The sequence below is a fragment of the Kocuria sp. UBA1838 genome, from assembly GCF_002338785.1.
Taxonomy (GTDB): domain Bacteria; phylum Actinomycetota; class Actinomycetes; order Actinomycetales; family Micrococcaceae; genus Kocuria; species Kocuria marina.
The window spans coordinates 3,656-22,476 of sequence record NZ_DDIY01000004.1; the positions used below are offsets into that span (position 1 = coordinate 3,656).

The 18,821-nt window shown below is 69.3% G+C and carries 18 protein-coding genes; 7 read left to right on the plus strand and 11 right to left on the minus strand.

Going from position 1 to position 18,821, the window contains the following annotated elements:
* The 3 genes from B3I25_RS01680 to B3I25_RS01690 form a co-directional block, all read left to right on the plus strand.
* Positions 1-1,113 (plus strand): MmgE/PrpD family protein (locus tag B3I25_RS01680; RefSeq protein WP_286737616.1); only part of this gene is annotated, 1,113 nt, incomplete at its 5' end.
* Between the two features lie 2 nt (positions 1,114-1,115).
* On the plus strand, positions 1,116-2,027 hold the full coding sequence (gene prpB / locus B3I25_RS01685) for a methylisocitrate lyase (RefSeq protein WP_286737617.1): 912 nt from the start codon (positions 1,116-1,118) through the stop codon (positions 2,025-2,027).
* A gap of 83 nt (positions 2,028-2,110) precedes the next feature.
* Positions 2,111-3,250, plus strand: coding sequence for a bifunctional 2-methylcitrate synthase/citrate synthase (locus tag B3I25_RS01690; RefSeq protein WP_286737618.1), 1,140 nt, complete (start codon positions 2,111-2,113; stop codon positions 3,248-3,250).
* 58 nt (positions 3,251-3,308) lie between these two features.
* Here the strand turns inward: B3I25_RS01690 and B3I25_RS01695 are convergent, their stop codons facing one another.
* The 10 genes from B3I25_RS01695 to B3I25_RS01740 form a co-directional block, all read right to left on the minus strand.
* Positions 3,309-4,289 carry a D-alanyl-D-alanine carboxypeptidase family protein gene (locus tag B3I25_RS01695; RefSeq protein WP_286737619.1) on the minus strand — a complete coding sequence of 327 codons (981 nt, stop codon included), beginning with the start codon at positions 4,287-4,289 and terminating at the stop codon, positions 3,309-3,311.
* Positions 4,290-4,517: 228 nt separating this feature from the next.
* Positions 4,518-5,564: a site-specific tyrosine recombinase XerD gene (locus tag B3I25_RS01700; protein ID WP_286737621.1), complete on the minus strand. Its 1,047-nt coding sequence runs from the start codon at positions 5,562-5,564 to the stop codon at positions 4,518-4,520.
* Positions 5,561-6,217, minus strand: a complete 657-nt coding sequence (locus tag B3I25_RS01705; protein WP_286737622.1) for an NUDIX domain-containing protein — start codon at positions 6,215-6,217, stop codon at positions 5,561-5,563. Before B3I25_RS01705 ends, B3I25_RS01700 begins: the two co-directional genes overlap by 4 nt.
* A 3-nt stretch (positions 6,218-6,220) precedes the next feature.
* The gene (locus tag B3I25_RS01710) at positions 6,221-7,936 is read right to left on the minus strand and encodes a CTP synthase (RefSeq protein WP_064845380.1); all 1,716 of its coding nucleotides are present in this window, start codon (positions 7,934-7,936) and stop codon (positions 6,221-6,223) included.
* Positions 7,937-7,968: 32 nt separating this feature from the next.
* A complete protein-coding gene (gene recN / locus B3I25_RS01715) occupies positions 7,969-9,681 on the minus strand; it encodes a DNA repair protein RecN (protein WP_064845381.1) in 1,713 nt (570 codons plus the stop codon).
* Entirely contained in the window at positions 9,678-10,775 is a 1,098-nt protein-coding gene (locus tag B3I25_RS01720) for an NAD kinase (RefSeq protein ID WP_064845382.1), read from the minus strand. Before B3I25_RS01720 ends, recN begins: the two co-directional genes overlap by 4 nt.
* 78 nt (positions 10,776-10,853) lie before the next feature.
* Entirely contained in the window at positions 10,854-11,597 is a 744-nt protein-coding gene (locus tag B3I25_RS01725; protein ID WP_286737623.1) for a TlyA family RNA methyltransferase, read from the minus strand.
* On the minus strand, positions 11,594-11,830 hold the full coding sequence (locus tag B3I25_RS01730) for a hypothetical protein (protein WP_064845384.1): 237 nt from the start codon (positions 11,828-11,830) through the stop codon (positions 11,594-11,596). The genes B3I25_RS01725 and B3I25_RS01730 overlap by 4 nt, the downstream gene beginning before the upstream one ends.
* Positions 11,827-12,867, minus strand: a complete 1,041-nt coding sequence (locus B3I25_RS01735) for an HAD-IIA family hydrolase (RefSeq protein WP_064845385.1) — start codon at positions 12,865-12,867, stop codon at positions 11,827-11,829. Before B3I25_RS01735 ends, B3I25_RS01730 begins: the two co-directional genes overlap by 4 nt.
* Entirely contained in the window at positions 12,854-13,651 is a 798-nt protein-coding gene (locus tag B3I25_RS01740; protein WP_193519360.1) for a hypothetical protein, read from the minus strand. The genes B3I25_RS01735 and B3I25_RS01740 overlap by 14 nt, the downstream gene beginning before the upstream one ends.
* Between B3I25_RS01740 and B3I25_RS01745 the strand changes: the two genes are divergently transcribed.
* The gene (locus B3I25_RS01745; RefSeq protein ID WP_193519359.1) at positions 13,604-14,209 is read left to right on the plus strand and encodes a hypothetical protein; all 606 of its coding nucleotides are present in this window, start codon (positions 13,604-13,606) and stop codon (positions 14,207-14,209) included. The genes B3I25_RS01740 and B3I25_RS01745 overlap by 48 nt on opposite strands.
* A gap of 459 nt (positions 14,210-14,668) precedes the next feature.
* Positions 14,669-15,880, plus strand: coding sequence for a dicarboxylate/amino acid:cation symporter (locus B3I25_RS01750; RefSeq protein ID WP_064845386.1), 1,212 nt, complete (start codon positions 14,669-14,671; stop codon positions 15,878-15,880).
* Positions 15,881-16,006: 126 nt separating this feature from the next.
* Here B3I25_RS01750 and B3I25_RS01755 read toward each other — a convergent pair whose 3' ends face one another.
* Complete coding sequence (locus B3I25_RS01755; protein ID WP_286737624.1) at positions 16,007-16,489, minus strand: small multi-drug export protein; 483 nt, start codon at positions 16,487-16,489, stop codon at positions 16,007-16,009.
* Between the two features lie 199 nt (positions 16,490-16,688).
* Between B3I25_RS01755 and B3I25_RS01760 the strand changes: the two genes are divergently transcribed.
* Positions 16,689-18,050, plus strand: coding sequence for a sensor histidine kinase (locus tag B3I25_RS01760; RefSeq protein ID WP_286737625.1), 1,362 nt, complete (start codon positions 16,689-16,691; stop codon positions 18,048-18,050).
* Positions 18,043-18,657, plus strand: coding sequence for a response regulator transcription factor (locus B3I25_RS01765; RefSeq protein WP_098055176.1), 615 nt, complete (start codon positions 18,043-18,045; stop codon positions 18,655-18,657). The genes B3I25_RS01760 and B3I25_RS01765 overlap by 8 nt, the downstream gene beginning before the upstream one ends.
* Positions 18,658-18,821: the final 164 nt, after the last annotated feature.

Genomic DNA, 18,821 nt, shown 5'->3' on the forward strand with positions numbered 1-18,821 from the left:
CAGCACGTGGGCAGCTCGGGCGAGGACCTCGTGCGCGCGATCGCCACCGGGTACGAGATCCAGGTGGACCTGGTCAAGGGCATGTGCCTGCACGAGCACAAGATCGACCACATTGCGCACATCGGTCCGTCCGCCGCCGCGGGCATCGGCACGCTGCTCGGTCTGGACACCGAGACCATCTTCCAGGCGATCGGTCAGGCACTGCACACGACCACCCAGACCCGGCAGTCCCGCAAGGGCGAGATCTCCACGTGGAAGGCCCACGCGCCCGCCTTCGCCGGGAAGATGGCGGTCGAGGCCGTGGACCGCGCGATGCGCGGGCAGACCTCCCCGACCCCTATCTACGAGGGCGAGGACGGCGTGATCGCGTGGCTGCTCTCGGGCCCGGAGGCCCGCTACACGGTGCCCCTGCCGGCCCCGGGTGAGCCCAAGCGCGCGATCCTGGACACGTACACCAAGGAGCACTCGGCGGAGTACCAGGCCCAGGCGTGGATCGACCTGGCGCGCAAGCTGCACCGCGAGCACCCGGAGGTCACCGACCCCGCCAACGTGGCCTCGGTGCTCATCAAGTCCTCGCACCACACCCACTACGTGATCGGTTCCGGGGCCAACGACCCCCAGAAGTACGATCCCACGGCGTCGCGTGAGACTCTTGACCACTCGATCCCGTACATCTTCACCGTGGCCCTGCAGGACGGCGCGTGGCACCACGTGGACTCCTACGCCCCCGAGCGTGCGGCCCGCCAGGACACCGTGGAGCTGTGGCACAAGGTCACCACGCAGGAGGACCCGGAGTGGACCCGCCGGTACCACTCCCTGGACATCTCCGAGAAGGCGTTCGGCGGTTCCGTGGAGATCACCCTCGCGGACGGCACCGTGATCACGGACCAGATCGCCGTGGCGGACGCCCACCCGCTCGGTGCCCGCCCGTTCGCGCGGGAACAGTACATCACCAAGTTCCGTACCCTGGCCGAGGGCATCGTGGCCCCGGAGGAGATCGAGCGGTTCCTGGACGCGGTCCAGCGCGTCCCCGAACTGGGTGCCGGGGAGCTCGGGCAGCTGAACATCACGGCCGCCGTGGAGCTGGAGACCTCAGCGAAGGGAATCTTCTGATCATGCTGTACACCACCGTGACCCCGGCCGAGAAGCGCGAACGGTTCCGCGAACTGCTCACGGCCCCGGAGATCGCCCGTTTCCCCGGAGCGTTCACGCCCCTGTCCACCAAGCTCATCCAGGAGCAGGGCTTCGAGGGCGTCTACATCTCCGGCGGCGTGCTCGCCAACGAACTGGGCCTGCCGGACATCGGTCTCACGACCCTGACCGAGGTGGCCACGCGCGCCGGTCAGATCGCGCGCAGCACGGACCTGCCGTGCCTCGTGGACGCGGACACCGGATTCGGTGAGCCCATGAACGTTGCCCGCACCGTCCAGGAACTCGAGGACGCCGGCCTGGCCGGTTGCCACATCGAGGACCAGTTCAATCCCAAGCGCTGCGGCCACCTGGACGGGAAGAACGTGGTGGACACCGCCACGGCCACCAAGCGGATCAAGGCCGCCGTAGAAGCCCGCCGGGACCCGAACTTCGTGGTCATGGCCCGCACGGACCTGCGCGGTGTGGACGGACTGGATGCCGCGATCGACCGGGCCAAGGCCCTCGCCGACGCCGGCGCGGACGTGATCTTCCCCGAGGCCATGGCGGACCTCTCGGAGTTCGAGCGCATGGCTGAGGCCCTGGACGTGCCGATCCTGGCCAACATGACCGAATTCGGCAAGTCCCAGCTGTTCACCACGCAGCAACTGCACGGTGCAGGGGTGTCCATGATCATCTACCCCGTGTCCCTGCAGCGCCAGGCCCTCGGCGCCATGGAACGCCTGCTCACCACCATCCGGGAGGACGGCACCCAGCAGGCGCAGGTAGAGAACATGCTCACCCGTAAGCGGCTGTACGAACTCGTGGACTACAACGGGTACAACCAGTTCGATTCCGGGGTGTTCAATTTCGAGGTCCCCGAGACCCCGGACGCCTGAACCCCTCTGTTCCCACCACGCCAAGTGTGGTGTGGTGGGAACACTCAGTCCGTGCACGAGCCCGATCGTCGAAGGAGATCACCGTGGCCGATACCGAGATCCACAAAGGACTCGCCGGGGTGGTGGCTGACACCACCGCCGTGTCCAAGGTCAATGCAGAGACCAACTCGCTGCTCTACCGGGGCTACCCGGTGCAGGAACTCGCGCAGAACTGTTCCGCGGAACAGGTGGCGCTGCTGTTGTGGAACGGCGAGCTGCCGTCCGAGGACGAGCTCACCGCGTTCCAAAAGCTGGAGCGTTCCCACCGCGCGCTGACGCCCGAGCTCAAGCGCGTCATCGACGAGCTGCCCACCACGTGCCACCCCATGGACGTGTGCCGCACCGCCGCCTCGGTGATCGGCGCGCAGCACCCGCAGGCAGAGGACAACTCCCCCGAGGCGGAGCTGCGCAAGGCCCAGGAACTGTTCGCCGTCATGCCCGCCGTGGTGTGCTACGACCAGCGCCGCCGTCACGGCCAGGACCTCGTGGATCCCCGTGAGGACCTCGATTACTCCCAGAACTTCCTGTGGATGGCCTTCGGCGAGGAACCCGCCCCGGAGGTCGTGGACGCGTTCCGGGTGTCGATCATCCTGTACGCGGAACACTCGTTCAACGCCTCCACCTTCACGGCGCGCGTGATCACCTCCACGCTCGCGGACCTGCACTCGGCAGTGACCGGGGCCATCGGCGCCCTCAAGGGCCCCCTGCACGGCGGCGCCAACGAGGCCGTGATGCACACGTTCGAGGAGCTCGGGATCCGCAAGGACGAATCCGCCGAGGAAGCGGAGAAGCGCGCCAAGGAGTGGATGGACCAGGCGCTCGCGGAGAAGAAGAAGGTCATGGGCTTCGGCCACCGCGTGTACAAGCACGGTGACTCGCGCGTGCCCACCATGCAGGACGCCCTGTTCCGCATGCTCAAGCACTACGACCGGCCCGAGGTCCTTGGGCTCTACAACGGTCTGGCCAAGTCCATGGACGAGGCCAAGTCCATCAAGCCCAACTTGGACTATCCCGCGGGCCCCACGTACTGGCTCATGGGGTTCGACATCCCCGCGTTCACGCCCATCTTCGTGGCCGCGCGGATCGTGGGCTGGACCGCGCACATCATGGAGCAACGCGCAAACAACTCGCTGATCCGCCCGCTCTCGGACTACAGCGGCCCGGACGAGCGTCACCTGTCCTGAGCTTGGCACACCACGACGGCCCGCCGCCCCTTCACACGTGAGAGGTGGCGGGCCGTCGTCAGTACTTCGGGGCCCGCGGCAGACCCATGTAGGACTCCACCGTCGCGGACCCGCTGTTCTTCAAACTCGTGGCCGTGGCGGTGCCCACGTAGCGCAGGTGCCACGGTTCGTAGGCGTACCCGGTGGTTGCGGTGTGCCCGTTGGGGTAGCGCACCACGAACCCGTAGGTGTGCCCGTTCGCGGCGATCCACTTCCCCTGTGGGGTGTTGCCGAAGCACGGGAGCAGACCGCAGGTGGCCCCGGGGGTGCCCACGTCGATCGCGAGGCCGGTCTGATGTTCGGAGTGACCGGCCCGCGCGGAAATGGTGTCGGCGGTGGCCTGTCCGTACAGGGCCGTGTACTCGCGGTAGAGGCGCGCTTGGGTGTCGTAGTCGCGGTACCCGCTCACCGGGACCAGCGTGACCCCCTGTGCGGCCGCGGCACGGCTCATGCGCTGGTAGGCCGCTGCAGCGTCGTCCCGTAGCAGGACTCCCCCGCCCACCGAACGTAACGGAGCCGGGGCGTAGGTGCGCGGGGACAGCGGGCGTTTCTTGTTCACGACCACGGACACGCTGCGGGCATCGTCGATGTCCCGGTGCACCCGCGCTCCTCCCTGGGCGGTCCAGGTGATGCGGCCGCGCTGGTAGCGGACCTCGCACGTGCCACCCGTGCAGGTCTCACGCGTCACGGGGTACCCCAGGGCCCCGTGCTCGGAACCCTCCGCGCGCCACTTCGCCAGGATCCCGCCGCGCTGGGCCCGCGCACCGGTCGTGGACGTCCAGTGGATCGTGCCCTTCTGGTACTGCCGATAGCAGCCGCGGTCCCGCAGGCCACAGCGTTCGGCGGACGTGGGCTTGCCCAACCATGCGCCGGGATTCGGCAGGGCGCGGTACTCGTTGTCGATCCCCGCCCCGGCGTGGGCCGGTACCATGCCGCCCACGAGCAGCAGCGCGGCCAACAGGGCGGTGAGCAGGGCCGGACGATGCATGACGGTTCGCATGAGGCCACGATAGATGCTGCGCGTGACGCGCGGTCGGCCTATGGGCGAACAGCCGACGACGCCGCTCCCCGCCCCTCGCGGGCCCGGCGCCCACGCGCGGGAGGTCCCGGGCTCCGGGCGGTGCGGCGGGCGACGTCGCCGGCTCGGTGTGCGGGCGGAACGTCACCCACTCCGTGTGCTGCGGCTCCCGACGTGGTCGGCTCAGTGCGCGGCCCCGACGCTGCCGGCTCAGCGCGCTCGCGGGTGGGACGTCGCGTAGACCTCGCGCAGGGACTCCACGGACACGCGCGTGTAGATCTGGGTCGTGGCCAGGGAGGCGTGACCCAGCAGTTCCTGCACGACCCGCAGGTCCGCGCCGCCCTCGAGCAGGTGCGTGGCGAACGAGTGGCGCAGCGTGTGCGGCGTGATCCGCTCCTCCTGGTGGATCGTGCGCGCGGCGTCCTTGACCATGTTCCACGCCGTTTGCCGCGAGATCCGCGTGCCGCGAGCATTGAGGAACACCGCCGGGCTCCCCCGACCGTGCCGCGCCAACTCGGGGCGGGCCCGGACAAGGTAGCGGTCCAGGGCCGCCACGGCGAACGATCCCACGGGCACGAGCCGTTGCTTGGCGCCCTTGCCCGTCACACGGATCAGGGCGAGGTCCTCATCGTGCAGACCGGCGAGGTCGTCCACATCCAGCGCGACGGCCTCGGAGATACGCGCACCCGTGGCGTACAGCAGTTCGAGGAACGCCCGGGCCCGCAGTCCCGCGGGTGTGTCCGGGTCCGGGGCGGCCAGGAGGTTCTCGACCTCCGTGACGCCGATGGCCTTGGGCAGCCGCTGCGGCGGCATGGGCGGGCTCACGCGGGACGCGACGTCCGTGTCCACGCTCGACTCCGTGACCCAGAACGCGTGGGCCCCCCGCACCGCCGCGAGCACCCGCGCACTGCTGCGCGCGGACAGCGCCGGGTGGCCGGCGTCGCCCTCGCGGATGCTCCGCACGAACGCCCGCACGTGATCGGCCGTGATGTCCCTGGGCACGCGCACGTGCGCGGCGGTCGCCGTGAGGTGCTGCAGGTAGCGCGCGAGGTCCCGGCGGTACGCGCTCACGGTGTTCGCTGCGAGTCCGCGCTCGACCACGAGGTGGTCCAGGTAACGCGCCACGGCCCGCCGCAGTTCCGGTGCGGCCTCCGCCTCGGTCGTCGAGTCCGACGGCGCCGCACCCGCCCTCGGTCCCCCGTCCACGATCGGCAGTGGTTCGGTGATGGGACCGTGCGGCTCGAGGGAGTCGTTCACCCCTCGTGCCGCGGCCGCGAGGTCCATTCGGCGTCCGGTGCGCGCAGCGTGGCCCAGTCCCGGGACCGCGCGATGTGCGTGGCGAGGATGCCGAGCGTGGCCGTAGGGGACGTGATCCGCCCGGCCATGACCGCGGCCACGGCGTCGTCGAGGTCCGCGAAACCAGCCACGATCTCCGCCTCCTCGCCCTCGCGTTCGAACCGCTCGGACTCGGGGACCTCGCTCAGGTCACGGGCCAAGAAGATCCGGTTGGCCTCCGCCGAGGAGCCCGGCGAGTTGTCGAAGTCCACGAGCGTGTGCCAGGTCCGGGCCGTGAGATCCGCTTCCTCGCCCAGCTCGCGCTGGGCCGCCTGCAGCGCGGGTTCCCCGGACACGTCGAGCAGCCCCGCTGGGATCTCCCACATCCGCTTGCGCACGGGGTGGCGGTACTGGTTGATGAGCAGGATCCGTTCCTTCTCGTCCAGCACGACCACGGACACCGCCCCCGGGTGCGTGATGAACTCCCGGGTCAGCGGTTCTTCCTGGCCCGCCATGCGGAAGGACTCACTGCGCACGTCCCAGATGGCGCCGTCGTAGACGGTCCGCGAATCCGTGACGGTGTGCGGATCCGGGCGATCCGTCAGCTGCTCGGCGGTGATGCTCGTGTACTCCACGGCTCAGCCCTTGGCCTGGACGCCCCGGCGCTCGAGAGCGGCCTTGACGAGGCCGTCGAACAGCGGGTGCGGACGGGTCGGGCGGGAGGCCAGCTCGGGGTGTGCCTGCGTGGCCACGTAGTAGGGGTGCTCCTCACGGGGCAGCTCCACGAATTCCACGAGCGTGCCCTCCGGGGACGTGCCCGAGATCCGCAGCCCGGCCTCCGAGAGGGCGTCGCGGTACGCGTTGTTGACCTCGTAGCGGTGGCGGTGACGCTCGGAGACCTCCGTGGCACCGTAGGCCTCGGCCACCACGGAACCCTCGGCCAGCGCGGCGGGGTACAGGCCCAGACGCATGGTGCCGCCCAGGTCACCGGCGCCCTCCACGAACTGCTTCTGCTCCTCCATGGTCGCGATCACGGGAGTGTCCGTGTCCGGGTCGAACTCGGTGGAGGAGGCGTTGGGCAGGCCCACGACGTCGCGCGCGTACTCGATGACCATGCACTGCAACCCGAGGCACAGCCCCAGGGTGGGCACCTTGTGCTCACGGGACCAGCGCAGGGCGCCGAGCTTGCCCTCGAGCCCGCGGATGCCGAAGCCCCCGGGGATCAGGACGGCGTCCACGTCACCGAGTTCGCGCTGGGCGCCCTCTGGGGTGTCGCACAGGTCGGAGGCGACCCACTTGATGTGCACGCGGGCGTTGTTCGCGAATCCACCGGCCCGTAGCGCCTCGGACACGGACAGGTACGCGTCCGGGAGGTCGATGTACTTGCCCACGAGCGCGACCGTCACGTGGTGCTCGGGCTCGTGCACCGCGGTGAGCAGCCGGGACCACTGCCGTAGATCGGCGTCCTGGTAGTCCAGACCCAGGTAGTCCAGGATGTAGGTGTCCAGACCCTGGCTGTGCAGGGTGTTGGGAATGTCGTAGATGCTGGGGGCGTCCGCGCACGAGATCACGGCGTCCAGGTCCACGTCGCACGCGGCACCGATCTTGCGCAGCATCGCGTCCGGGACGTCCCGGTCGCAGCGCAGCACGAGGGCGTCGGGCTGGATGCCCAGACCGCGCAGCGAGGCCACGGAGTGCTGGGTGGGCTTGGTCTTGAGCTCACCGGACGGGCCGATGAACGGGATCAGGGACACGTGCAGGTAGAACACATTGCGCCGACCCACGTCCTGGCGCACCTGGCGCGCGGCCTCGATGAAGGGCTGGGACTCGATGTCACCGACCGTGCCGCCGATCTCGGTGATGATGATGTCCGGGGCGTTTTCGTCCTCGGCGCGGCGGCGCATCCGGCGCTTGAGCTCGTCCGTGATGTGCGGGATGACCTGCACGGTGTCACCCAGGTACTCGCCGCGGCGTTCTTTGGCGATCACCGTGGAGTACACCTGACCGGTGGTCACGTTCGCGGAGGCGTCCAGGTTCTCGTCCAGGAAGCGCTCGTAGTGACCGATGTCCAGGTCCGTCTCGGCGCCGTCGTCCGTGACGAAGACCTCACCGTGCTGGAAGGGGTTCATGGTTCCGGGATCCACGTTGAGGTACGGATCCAATTTCTGCATGGTCACGGACAGGCCGCGCGAACGCAGAAGCATTCCGAGTGAGGACGCGGTGAGCCCCTTGCCGAGGGACGAGGCCACACCTCCCGTGACGAAGATCTGCCGGGTCACCTTGCCGTCGTTCTTTTCTGTGCCTGCCTCGTGGGCGGCGTCCTGAGCATTCACCACGGGATTCGAGCCTACCATTCGTGTCTCGTCGGGGCGTTGGGGGTCGTCGGTCATGCGGTAGCGTCCCGCATGAGTTCTCGCGCGTGTTCGCGGGCCGCACTGGAGTCCTCGTGGCCCGCGAGCATGCGGGCCAGCTCCACCACGCGTTCCTCGTCCGTGAGCACTTTCACGTCCGAGACGCTCGAGTCCGAGGACTTGGTCACCAGGATGTGCTGATCCGCGAACGCAGCGACCTGGGGAAGGTGGGTCACCACGAGCACCTGCACGTTCTTGGCGAGCATCTTCAGCCGCCGGCCGATCTCTACGGCAGCCTTGCCGCCCACACCGGAATCGACTTCATCGAACACGAACGTAGGCACGGGGTCCACCTCGGAGAGCACCACCTCGAGCGCGAGCATGATGCGCGAGAGCTCACCACCGGAGGCACCCTTGCCGAGCGGGCGGGGTGTGGCCTGCGGGTGGGGCGCGAGCATGAACTCGATCGTGTCCCTGCCGTCGTCCGTGAAGCGCTCGGAGGGTTCCACCGCCACCACGAGGGACGCGTTGGGCATGGCCAGCGCGCTCAGTTCCTCGCTCACGGCGCCCGCGAGTTTCTTGGCGGCCACCCGTCGCAGCTCCAACAGCCTGGTCGCGTGCTTCACGAGGGCCGCATGCAGGCTCTCGCCCTCCGCGCGCAGTTGTTCCTCGCGTTGGGGGTCCACCACGAGCCCCTCGAGCCGGGTCCGGGCCTCGTCCGCCCAGGACAGCACTTCGTCGATGCTCGCACCGTACTTCTTGGTCAGCGCGCGCAGGGCACTGCGGCGGGCCTCGACCTCGGCGAGCCGCGCGGGGCCGTCCTCGTCCAGACCGCTCGCGTATCCCGAGAGGTCCGCGGCGACGTCGGCGGCGACCACGGTCAGCTCCCGCACTCGGGTGGCTAGGGCCACGAGTTCGGGGTCGGACTCCGCCACGAGGTCGATCGCCTGTTGCGCGTGGGACAGCAGGGCGACGGCGTTGAGGTCCGGTTCGTCGTCCGCGTCGGATCCGCTCAGGGCCCCGTGGGCGGACAATGCCGCACCGCGCAGGGCCTCGAGGTTAGTGAGCTTCTCGCTCTCCGCGTCCAACTGGGCGTCCTCGCCCGGAACGGGCTCCACGGCGTCGATCTCCTCGAGCGCGGTGGTCAACGCCTGGGCCTGCAGCGCTCGTTCGCGGGAATTTTCCTTGGCCGCGCGCAACGTGGCCACGACCTCCCGGTAGCGCGCGAGTTTGCCGCGGTAGGTGGCGAGCTCCTCGGCAACGTCCGCACCGGCGTAGTCGTCGAGCGCCGTGCGCTGGGCCGCCGGGGACTTCAGGCGTAGCTGGTCGGACTGCCCGTGGACGGCCACGAGGGTCTCACCGACGGCGCCGAGCGTGCCCACCGGTGCGGAACGGCCGCCCACATGGGCGCGGCTGCGCCCCTCGGCCGAGACGGTGCGGGAGAGCAGGACCAGGGACTCCTCGGTGCCATTGACCGTCTCGCTGTCCACCGCACCACCGGATTCCTCCACGAGCGCCACAGCGGCGTGGTCCGACGGCACCCGCACGGTGGCTTCCGCTAGCGCCTTGGTGCTGCCCGAGCGCACGGATCCGGCGTCCGCGCGGTTGCCGAGCAGCATGCCGAGCGCGGTGACCACCATGGTCTTCCCCGCGCCGGTCTCACCCGAGAGGATCGACAATCCGGGGCCCAGTGGCAGGACGGCGTCCGTGATGACGCCGAGGTCGTGGATGTGGATCTCCTCGATCATGACCGGGAGGTCCCGTCCGGTCGGTCGCCGGTCCGCTCACCGGTCGAGGAGCCGCCATCGAGCCAGGGCGCGTCGTTGTGGTGCGGGATCTCCCGGCCCACGCTGAGCTTGACTTGTTCCTCGTCCTGAGCGACCACCTTGGTGGTGGGCTGCACGACAGACAGGGCCGAGGTGAGGGCCTCGAGCTGTTCCTTGGGCATGGGGCCACGCCATCCGGCGATCGGCAGTTCGAACTTCTTGACGAGGCGTTCGGAGAACGGGGTCGCGTGCATGCGGGCCAGGTTCACGGACTTCTCGGACCGCCGCACCTCGATGCGCGATCCCGGGGGCAGGTCCACGGTTCGCCGTCCGTCGCACCACAGGACACCGCGGGCATCCGTGCGGGTGAGCACCTCCACGGCCATCATGGAGCGCGGGGAGATCACGAGGGGGCGGGAGAACAGGGCATGGGCGGACAGCGGGACCATGAGCAGGGCCTCGACCTCCGGCCAGACCACGGGACCACCCGCGGAGAACGCGTAGGCCGTGGAGCCGGTGGGGGTGGCCATGACCACGCCGTCGCACCCGAACGTGGACAGCGGCCTGCGGTCCACCTCTGTGACGACCTCGATCATCTTCTCCCGGTTGCCCTTTTCCACGGAGGCCTCGTTGAGCGCCCACGTGTGCAGGACTTTTCGGCGCTGCTCCCACACGGTGATGTCCAGGGCCATGCGCCGCTCCACCGTGTAGCGACCGTCGACGATGGCCTCCACGGTCTCGCTCAGCGCGGAACGCTCGGACTCGGCGAGGAAGCCCACGTGACCCAGATTGACGCCCAGCAGAGGGGTGTCCACTCCGCGCACCAGTTCCGCCGCGCGCAGGATGGAGCCGTCACCGCCGAGCACCATGACGATCTCGATCTCGCGCAGCGCCACGTCCTCCTCGAGGATCTCCACGGGTGCCATGTCCGACCCGTCCGCACGCAGGGCCTCGAGGTCCGGGCGGCAGAGGACAGGTACGAGCCCGGCGTCGTGCAGTTGTTCGCAGGACTGGCGGGCCGCTTCCTTGGCCTCGTGCCGCCCCGTGTGGGTCATCACCAAGATTTTCCGGCTCACGAGCTGAAGACCATCCTCCTGCGATCGACTCCCACGGTGGGCTGACTCAGCCAACACTACGCGAGCGCCCCGACGCGGTCAGTGCTTCGGGCTGCGGCACCACACGAAGAACTCCTCGTTGCCGTCCTGGCCCGGCAGCGGACTGGGCACCGTGCCGAGGACCTCGAGCCCGACGTCGCGCGCGCACGCCCGTACGCGCTCCACCGCCGCTTCCCGCGCGGCGTCGGACGTCACGACGCCGGTGCGGGACAGCGCGTGCGCCCCCACCTCGAACTGGGGTTTGACCATGAGCAACAGGTCCCCTCCACGCTCCGTGGCCGCCGCGAGCGCAGGGACCACGAGGGTCAGGGAGATGAAGGAGAGGTCGCACACTGTCAGTTGGGCGGGGCCGCCGATCTCGGCGGAATCCAGGTAGCGCACGTTGAGCCCCTCGTGGACCCGGACGCGGGGGTCCGCGCGCAGTTCGGGGACCAATTGGTCGTGCCCCACGTCCACCGCCACGACCTCGCGCGCACCACGGCGCAACAGGACGTCCGTGAACCCTCCGGTGGACGCCCCCGCATCCAGACAGCGCTTGCCCGCGGGGTACACGTCCGGGAATCGTTCGAGCGCGCCGGCCAGTTTGTGCCCGGCGCGGCTCACGTACTCCTCGCCCTCGGCTGCCGCGACCTCGAGCGTAGCCTCCGAGGTGACCACGGCGGAGGGTTTCGTGGCCGCGGACCCGTTCACACTCACGCGCCCGGCCTTGATCAGAGCGGCGGCCACGGTGCGGGACCGGGCGAGACCGCGCGCGGTCAGCGCCCGGTCGAGCCGATCGTTCACGGGTGCTCCCGCTCCCCCGCGGCGTCCGACCCAGGCTCCGTCACGGAGTCGATGAGCCCGGCGGGCAACGAACCCGGCGACGCGTTGAGGATCCGCTCCAGTTCCTCGTGCAGGACCTCGTACGCCGCCGCCTGTTCCGTGACGGGGAGCGCGGCGATGTTTGCTTCACGCGCGAGCACGCGGTCCACGGGGTCCAGGCCGGTGTGCGGGGGCTCGGGGTGTTCCTCGTTCACGCGGGGTCCTGCCACGTCAGCGACGGTTCGTGAGCGACGTCGACGTCGGGATGGGCGGCCCACCACGCGGCGCACGCAGCGCGCCAGCCGTCCAGGCTGTCGCGAGGCGCGGTGACCGTCACGGCGATGCTGTCGGTCTCCGCGACGGCCTCGCGGCACCGCGCGCGGAACCGGTCGCCGTCGTGCGTGACGTCCACCCGGGGATACGGCTCGAACAGCTCACGCAGGTTCCCCAGGAGGTAGGTGGGGCGCTGGGACGTGCACGCGGCGAGCACCGAACGCGGCGAGTCCACCCCCGTGAACACCTCGATCCCGGGCATGCCCGCGTTGTTGGCCCCGAGGATGTCGGTGTCCAGCCGGTCCCCCACGACTGCGGGGTTGCGGGCGCCGACGCGCTCGGCCGCCTCGCGGAAGATGGGGGCCTCGGGTTTGCCCGCGACCACGGGTTCCCGGCCCGACGCCGCGGCAACAGCGGCCACGAGCGTCCCGTTGCCGGGGGCGATCCCCCGTTCCTTGGGGATGGTGCGGTCGGTGTTGGTCGCGCACCACAGCACGGCGTCGTCCGCGAGGGTGAAGGCGGCCTCGGCGAGGTGCTCCCATCCGATGTGCGGGTCGAAGCCCTGCACCACGGCCTCCGGTTGCTCGTCCTGGGAGGTCACGGGGGTCAATCCCACGGCGCGGATCTCGTCCGCGAGCGCCTGCGCCCCCGTGATCAACACTTTCGCCGACCGCGGGAGTCGCTCCGCCAGCAAAGCCGCGGCCGCCTGGGCGGAACTCACCACGTCCTGCGTCCGAGCGGGAGCGCCGAGGGACGAGATGTGCTCGGCCACCGCTTCGGGGGATCGGGATGCGTTGTTGGTCACGTACATCACCGCGCGCCCCGAGTCCTTCACTCGCTTGAGGCTCTCCGGGGCGCCGTCGATCGCGTGCGGTCCCGCGTAGACCACACCGTCCAGATCGCACAGCAAGGCGTCGAACCGTTCGATGAGCGTCGCGTCCTCGCTCCCCTCCTCGCGGGCGGGATCAGTTGCGGTCATGACCGGTGTCCGTCCCGTGCTCGCCGTCGGCGCTCTCGGCGGGTGCGTGGTTGTCGGCTGACGCGTCACCCGGAGCGGCCGCGTCGTCCGACGGCGCTGTCTCCTCCCGCGCAGGGGCCGCCTCCTCGTCGGAGTCCGTGCTCACTTCGGGGGCGTCATCACTGGGGCGGTCCGCGCTGTGTCGCTTCTGGGCCTCCCGGACGGTGCGCCGAGCGTCGTCCTCGTCTAAGTCGTCACCCAGGTCCACGATTTCGGGCTCGGAGAACTGGCCCATGCCCAGCGCCGCCTCCGCGACGATGGCCTGGCGATCCCACGACATGGCCTCGCTGTCGCGACCCACCGCGCGCAGGGCGTCCGCGTACGCGCGGAAAAGTTTGGGGCTGTAGGAGAACCCGCGGTTCTTGTCGAGCTGGGGGATCTCGAGCGCCGCGAGCGCGGCCTGTTCGTCACCGGCGTCGGCGTGGATCCCGGACACGACCATGGCGAGCTCGGCCTTGCCCTCGGCGTCCAGCGCATCAGCGGCATCCGAGATGGCCTCTTCCATGGCCTTGTCCACGCGGCCCAGGGCACGCTGGGCGTCCACCATGAGCGGCAGGTGTGCCTGCGAACCGGAGATCCGCCGGTGGGTGCGCAACTCCTTCAGGGCGAGCGCGTAGTCACCGGCCGCATACGCCGCGATCCCGGCAACCTCGCGCACAGCGCCGATCCGCCCCGCCTTACGCACGGCGGCGTTGGCGTGTTCAAGGGCGAATTCGGGATCGTCGTCGAGATAGCGCGCCGCCATCACGAGGTGTTTGGACACCCGCTCGGCATTGCTCGCCTCGAGGGCCTGCAGTTCCCGGCGCACGGTCCGGTCGATTTCCCGACCCGTGACGTCCGCGTCGATGTCCGGGGCCACGAACCGCGGCTGGGCATCTCGGCGGTCATCGCGCTCGGGGCCACGTGCGTCACCGCGCCGGTCGTCACGGTAGTCGCGGCGCTCGTCGCGCGCTCCGAAGCCGCGCCCGCCGCCCTGGCGAGCCCGGTCACCGCCCCGGCCCGCGAAGCCCCCGTCCCGGCGATCCCGGTCCCCGCGATCATCACGTCGCCCAAAACCACCATCACGACGGTCGTCCCGACGTCCATAGCCGCCCTCACGACGGTCCCGGTCACCACGCTCGTCCCGACGCCCGTAGCCGCCCCGTTCCTCACCACGAGCGCCGTCGCGCGGACCGCGTCGATCGTCGTCACGGCGGTAGCCGCCTCGCCGGTCATCATTCCTGCGCTCATCACCGCGCCCGCCGTAAATCCCCGCCCGCTCGTCCCGGCCCCGGTAGCCGCTGCGAGCGTCGTCGCCGGATGAACGGCGTCCGCTGCCGCCTCGGCCGCCGAAACCGTCCCGATCTCCGGGACGGCCCCCCGAGCCCCCACGGTACGAGGAGCGAGCGGAGCCACGGCGATCCGTGCCCCGACGATCGTCGTCGCCCCGGGAGAACCGGCGGTCTCCCCCACCGCGGGATGAACCGCGCTCGTCACGGCCCCACCGGCCGCCGCGGTCACCCCCGCTGCGTCGACGATCGGAACGATCGTGGGAACCGTGCTGTTCAGATTCGCTCAAGGGGTGTCTCCTACTGCGGCCTGCGGCCATGGTGCGGGGGCGGGATCTGGCACCGCCGGATGTTCTCGAAGAGCATTCTACAAACGGTGCGCGGAGCACTCCCAACGCCATGGACGGGCCGCTCGCGGCACTCGAACGGGACGCGGCGGGATGATCCGCGCGCGGAGTGAACCGCAGGAGGGTGGGCGCCGTACATAATGAAGCATGCGTTTGAGATCCCTCTCCAAAAACCTGCTTCTGCGGGTCCTCGTGGCCATCGTCATGGGCGTCGTCTTCGGCCTCTTCTTCCCGGAATGGCTCGCACGGGTGTTCATAACCTTCAACGGCATCTTCAGCCAGTTCCTGGGGTTTCTGATCCCCCTGATCATCGTGGGCCTCGTGACACCGGCCATTGCGGATCTGGGGCGGGGCGCGGGCAAGTGGTTGGCCGTGACGGCGGCCATCGCGTACGGGTCCACCATTTTCGCCGGTCTCCTGGCGTTCCTCGTGGCCAAGGCGAGCTACCCGTGGCTGCTGGGCGGTGACAGGTCCGTCAACGGGCTGGAGAACCCGGAGGACCACGCCCTGAGCGGGTTCTTCGACATCACCATGCCACCCGTGTTCGACGTGATGACAGCTCTCATCCTGGCCTTCTGCATCGGCGTGGGGATCACGTTCGTCAAGGGCAACTCCCTGCACCGCGGGTTCGGGGAGCTGCGCACGATCGTGATGCGGATCGTGGAGAAGATCATCATCCCGCTGTTGCCCGTCTACATCTTCGGCATGTTCCTGAGCCTCACCATGAACGGGCAGATCGTCCTGGTGATCTCCACCTTCCTGCGCGTGGTGATCCTGGCGTTCATCATGACCGTGGTGATCCTGATCATCCAGTACTGCGTGGCGGGCCTCGTGGCCAAGCGCAACCCGTTCGTGATGCTCAAGAACATGCTCCCGGCGTACGCCACGGCGCTGGGCACGTCATCGTCCGCGGCGACCATCCCCGTGACCTTGGAATGTACCAAGCGCAACGGCGTGGACGAGCGCGTCGCCGGGTTCACCATTCCCCTGTGCGCCACGATCCACCTCTCCGGGTCCACGATGAAGATCGTGCTGTTCTCCCTGGCGATCATGACCATCTCGGGGATGCCCATCAACACGTGGCAGTACATCGGGTTCATCCTGCTGCTGGGCGTGACCATGGTCGCCGCGCCCGGTGTCCCCGGCGGCGCGATCATGGCCGCGGTCGGCATCCTGCAGTCCACCCTGGGCTTCGACGAGACCGCCGTGGGGCTCATGATCGCCACCTACGTGGCCATTGACTCGTTCGGCACCGCATGTAACGTCACCGGCGACGGCGCCATCGCCGCCGTCATGGACCGCATGCTCAAGGACAAGAGCGGGCGCCTGCGTGACGCCCCCGCGGAGTCGACCGTCTGACCATCTCGTGCGGGCCTCGCAGCCCGCACCTGCGATCCATCACGACGGCGCGTCGCACTGTGCGACGCGCCGTCGTCATCTCGTGGCCGGGTGCCGGTACGGGTGGCCCGCTCAGGGAGCACCCGCTCAGGAGACCCCGGTGATCACGGAGAGTCCCGCCGAGGCGAGGCCGGCGAACAGGACACCCCACAGCACGATCGAGATGCACTGCCAGAAGATGATCTTCCCCTTGGCCACGCCAGCCCCGGCCATCATGGACGAGGTGATCTGACTGGGCAGCACGGCCTGACCCAGGATTGACACCCCGGCTACCCCGTACTTCTCGAACATCCTCACGAAACGCTGCTGACGTTTGCTCGGCTCCTTGCGCTCGTCCCGATTGCGCGTGAAGAACTTCCGGACCCGCTCCGCGAACAGGACCAACAGGGTCATGGAGACGATGTTGCCGATCACGGCGAAGAGCACCGCCATCACGGGATGGATCCCCGCGATGACCCCCACCGCCGAGGCCCCGTAGGACTCGATGAACGGGATCGCCCCGCCCAGCATCAGGAACAGGGCCTGAACGGTCTGCCCCGCGGCCTCCACATTCTCCTGCAACCACCGCATGGCGTTCTTCCTCTCCTCCGGCGGGTGCTTGAGCGCCGCGCTGTGGACGTGTGTTCGGGCTGTCGTGCCCTTCTGCCCACCACTCTTCCGCGCGGGGACCGTTCGCGGCAGTGAGCCCGCGTCATCACCTTGGCCACGGATGTCATCAGCCCACATGACACGTGTCATATCCGGATCACCCGGCCCCTAGGGTGGAGGCATGTCGGCGATCCCTACGTCCGCGCCGGTCCACGGCGCAGAACAGCACGAGCTCGACCTCGCGCGGCAACGCCGGAACATGAGCCTGGTGTGGTGGAGCACCTACCTCACGCTGGTGGGCATCCTGCTCTACGTGTTCTTCCTGAACTTCGCGGCCATCGCGTTCAGGCCATCGGCGGCCGCGTACGTCACGACGGGGATCATCGGCGTGACGAGCCTGCTGTGCTGGGCCGCAGGGCTGTTGCGGATTCGTCGGGGTGTGAGTCGGGCGGCCGTGTTGACTCCTTTCATGGGTGTGGCTGCGATCCTGGGGATTGTGTGCGCCGTTCTCGCGGCGAGCGTCGGCCCCCGAGGGGTTTACGCCGCACTCCCCCTGGCCGTCGTGGTCATGACGGCCGGCCTGCAGCCCGAGCACCGCTGGCGCTGGTTGTTCCTCGTGGCCGCTGCGATCCCGCCCGTGTACCTCTTGGTCTGTTGGGCCATGGGGGTGATGAACCCGACCGCGATGGACGTCGCCATGACCATCCAGTACGCGGGGATCGTCCTGCTCGCCATCCCCTCCTCGTTGTGGGTCTGGGGCGTCATGCTACAGCTCGAGGCCGCTCAGCTCCGTGCCGCGGACCTGGCCATCGCGAACGAGCGGCTGCGCTTCGCGGCGGACCTGCACGACGTCCAGGGGCATCACCTGCAGGTCATCAGCCTCACCACGGATCTCGCGGCCCGCCTGCTCGGCAAACAGCAGTACGACGCCGCCCGCGAGCAGGTCCTCGCGGCTCACGCAGGCGCGCAGGAAGTCCTGCGTGACACACGCTCCCTGGTCCAGGGTTATCGCTCCACCACTCTCCTGGACGAGCTCGAGAACGCGTCCTCCGTTCTCGGCGCGGCCGGGATCCACACGGACGTGGACCTGCCCCCGATGCTGCGGACCTGGGCCGGTCGCTCACGACCCTTCCCCGACTCCACCGAGGACGGCCGCGGTGACACCGTCACGAGCCATGTGCTGGGCCTCGTTGTGCGGGAGGGCACGACCAATATCCTGCGGCACTCCCACGCCTCCTCCGCGCGGATCTCGCTGCGTTTGATCTCGTCCACGGGTCGTGACGACGACGCCGCACCCACCGGTCGTGCCGCACGGCGCCGACGCCTGCCGGGCGGGGGCGCTCATCTCGAACTCGTCATCCACAACGACGGCGCGTCCCCGTCCTCGGAATCCACGCCGGACGCCTCCACCGGGAACGGATTGGCGGGGCTGCGTGAACGACTGTCGGCGCTGGGAGGCACGCTCACGTACACCTTCGATCCCGCGCACGCCGGTTTCACCCTGACCGCGCGCGTGCCCATGACACGAGACGACCATGAATGACGAGCAGATCACGATTCTTCTCGCGGACGACGAGCACCTGATCCGTGGGGCCCTTGCTGCCCTGCTGCGCCTCGAGGACGACTTCGACGTGGTGGCCGATGTCGCAGACGGGGCCGAGGCTCTACGGGCGGCTCAGCAGCACTCCCCCACTGTGTGCATCCTGGACCTGGAGATGCCGCCCACGGATGGCGTGGACACGGCGCAGCGCATCGTGAGCTCGGTGGACACCCGCATCCTCATGGTCACGCGCCACGCCCGCCCCGGAGTACTGCGCCGCACCCTGTCTGCGGGCGTGTCCGGGTTCCTCCCCAAGTCCACGCCCTCCGAGAAGCTGGCCCAGGTGGTGCGGGACATCGCGGCCGGCAAGCGGTACGTGGATCCAGAAATCGCCGCGAGTGCGCTATCGGGCTCCGCATGCCCTCTGAGTGACCGGGAACTGGACGTGCTGCGTGAATCCGCGCAGCAGCCCACTCTCGCGGACGCGGCTGCGGCCCTGCATCTCGCACCGGGGACCGTCCGGAACTACGTCTCCTCGGCCCTGGCCAAGTTGCACGTGTCCACCCGTCAAGAGGCCGTGCAGCGGGCATGGGACGAGGGATGGATCTGAGAGTGAGAGAGCGTGACGCTGTCAACTCGCATCGGGGTGCGGCAGAAGAACCCGATCTAGTGGTGGCCCGAATGAACCCATCGCCGCTGGCGCCATGGTGAAGCCCACTGTGGCGTTTACACTGCACGATCGCGGGCTTGTGTGCGTTCCGGCGTGTTAAATGG

Coding starts and splice junctions, on each gene's coding strand:
- prpB (WP_286737617.1), top strand. CDS start 1,116: ATGCTGTACACCACCGTGACCCCGGCCGAGAAGCGCGAACGGTTCCGC.
- B3I25_RS01695 (WP_286737619.1), bottom strand. CDS start 4,289: ATGCGAACCGTCATGCATCGTCCGGCCCTGCTCACCGCCCTGTTGGCC.
- B3I25_RS01710 (WP_064845380.1), bottom strand. CDS start 7,936: ATGGTAGGCTCGAATCCCGTGGTGAATGCTCAGGACGCCGCCCACGAG.
- recN (WP_064845381.1), bottom strand. CDS start 9,681: ATGATCGAGGAGATCCACATCCACGACCTCGGCGTCATCACGGACGCC.
- B3I25_RS01735 (WP_064845385.1), bottom strand. CDS start 12,867: ATGACCGCAACTGATCCCGCCCGCGAGGAGGGGAGCGAGGACGCGACG.
- B3I25_RS01740 (WP_193519360.1), bottom strand. CDS start 13,651: ATGGCGGCGCGCTATCTCGACGACGATCCCGAATTCGCCCTTGAACAC.
- B3I25_RS01750 (WP_064845386.1), top strand. CDS start 14,669: ATGCGTTTGAGATCCCTCTCCAAAAACCTGCTTCTGCGGGTCCTCGTG.
- B3I25_RS01755 (WP_286737624.1), bottom strand. CDS start 16,489: ATGCGGTGGTTGCAGGAGAATGTGGAGGCCGCGGGGCAGACCGTTCAG.
- B3I25_RS01760 (WP_286737625.1), top strand. CDS start 16,689: ATGTCGGCGATCCCTACGTCCGCGCCGGTCCACGGCGCAGAACAGCAC.
- B3I25_RS01765 (WP_098055176.1), top strand. CDS start 18,043: ATGAATGACGAGCAGATCACGATTCTTCTCGCGGACGACGAGCACCTG.